Source organism: Vibrio sp. D173a (assembly GCF_030248475.1).
In genome coordinates, this window is record NZ_JAHGAH010000558.1 from 1 (window position 1) to 1,015 (window position 1,015).

A 1,015-nucleotide genomic window follows, 5' to 3' on the forward strand; every position below is an offset into this window, starting at 1 on the left:
TAGGTGGCTACGACGGTAAAGGCCAATGGCGCCTAAAGTCGACAGATGCTATCGAGAGCGTTTGGACCGAAATGGCTGAATGCATCGCAGCGACCGACAACCAAGCGATTGTCGCTGAAGAGTTTGTCCCATTTGACCGTGAGGTTTCTCTGGTCGGTGCCCGTGGTAAAGATGGTGAAATCCAGGTTTACCCACTGGCTGAGAACGTACATACCGATGGCGTGCTGAGCCTATCTACCGCTATTGATGACATCGAGCTGCAAGAGCAAGCCAAAGCCATGTTTACTGCGGTTGCTAAGCGTCTAGATTACGTTGGCGTGCTAGCACTTGAGTTCTTTGATGTTCAAGGTGAGCTACTGGTGAATGAAATCGCACCACGCGTTCATAACTCAGGTCACTGGACACAACAAGGCGCTGAAACATGTCAGTTTGAGAATCACCTGCGTGCAGTCTGTGGTATGCCACTCGGCAGTACCAAGCTAATTCGCCCGACTGCGATGATTAACATTCTTGGTGAAGACACTCTGCCTAGCGCGATCTTGGCGCAGGTCGGTTGTCATGTTCACTGGTATGGCAAAGAAAAACGTGCAGGTCGTAAGATGGGTCACATCAACGTCAGCGCAGACTACAACGCAGAACTTCAACGCACGCTTTGCGGCCTAGCTGAGATCTTGGATAAAGAGGCTTACCCAGCGATCCACGATTTTGCTGAACAGATGCAGTAAGTTGAAATCCAATAAAAACGGCGCTCATTGAGCGCCGTTTTTTTATGCTTGTTCTAGAATGTGGTGACATTTTCGGTCAGCACACTGCTTTTTGATGCCTTTTGCGGTTTTCTTCTCCATCAACAATGGATACTGGCACACTTCACAGCGGCCTATGATAGGCGGCTGATTGACGGCAAACTTACACTTAGGGTAGTTATCACACGCGAAGAACTGCTTGCCATAGCGAGACTTACGCTCAACAAGGTGACCCTTACCACACTCAGGGCAGGCCACTTGTGGTGCTTGTT

Annotated in this window: 2 protein-coding genes; one reads left to right on the plus strand and one right to left on the minus strand. The window is 49.8% G+C overall.

Annotated features, from left to right (window positions below):
* The coding region (locus tag KIV40_RS27510; protein WP_285352382.1) for an ATP-grasp domain-containing protein at positions 1–725 on the plus strand (725 nt) is incomplete at its 5' end.
* Between the two features lie 42 nt (positions 726–767).
* On the opposite strand, the gene KIV40_RS27515 is transcribed toward KIV40_RS27510, so the two are convergent.
* On the minus strand, positions 768–1,015 hold a 248-nt coding region (locus tag KIV40_RS27515; protein ID WP_285352384.1), incomplete at its 5' end, for a type I DNA topoisomerase.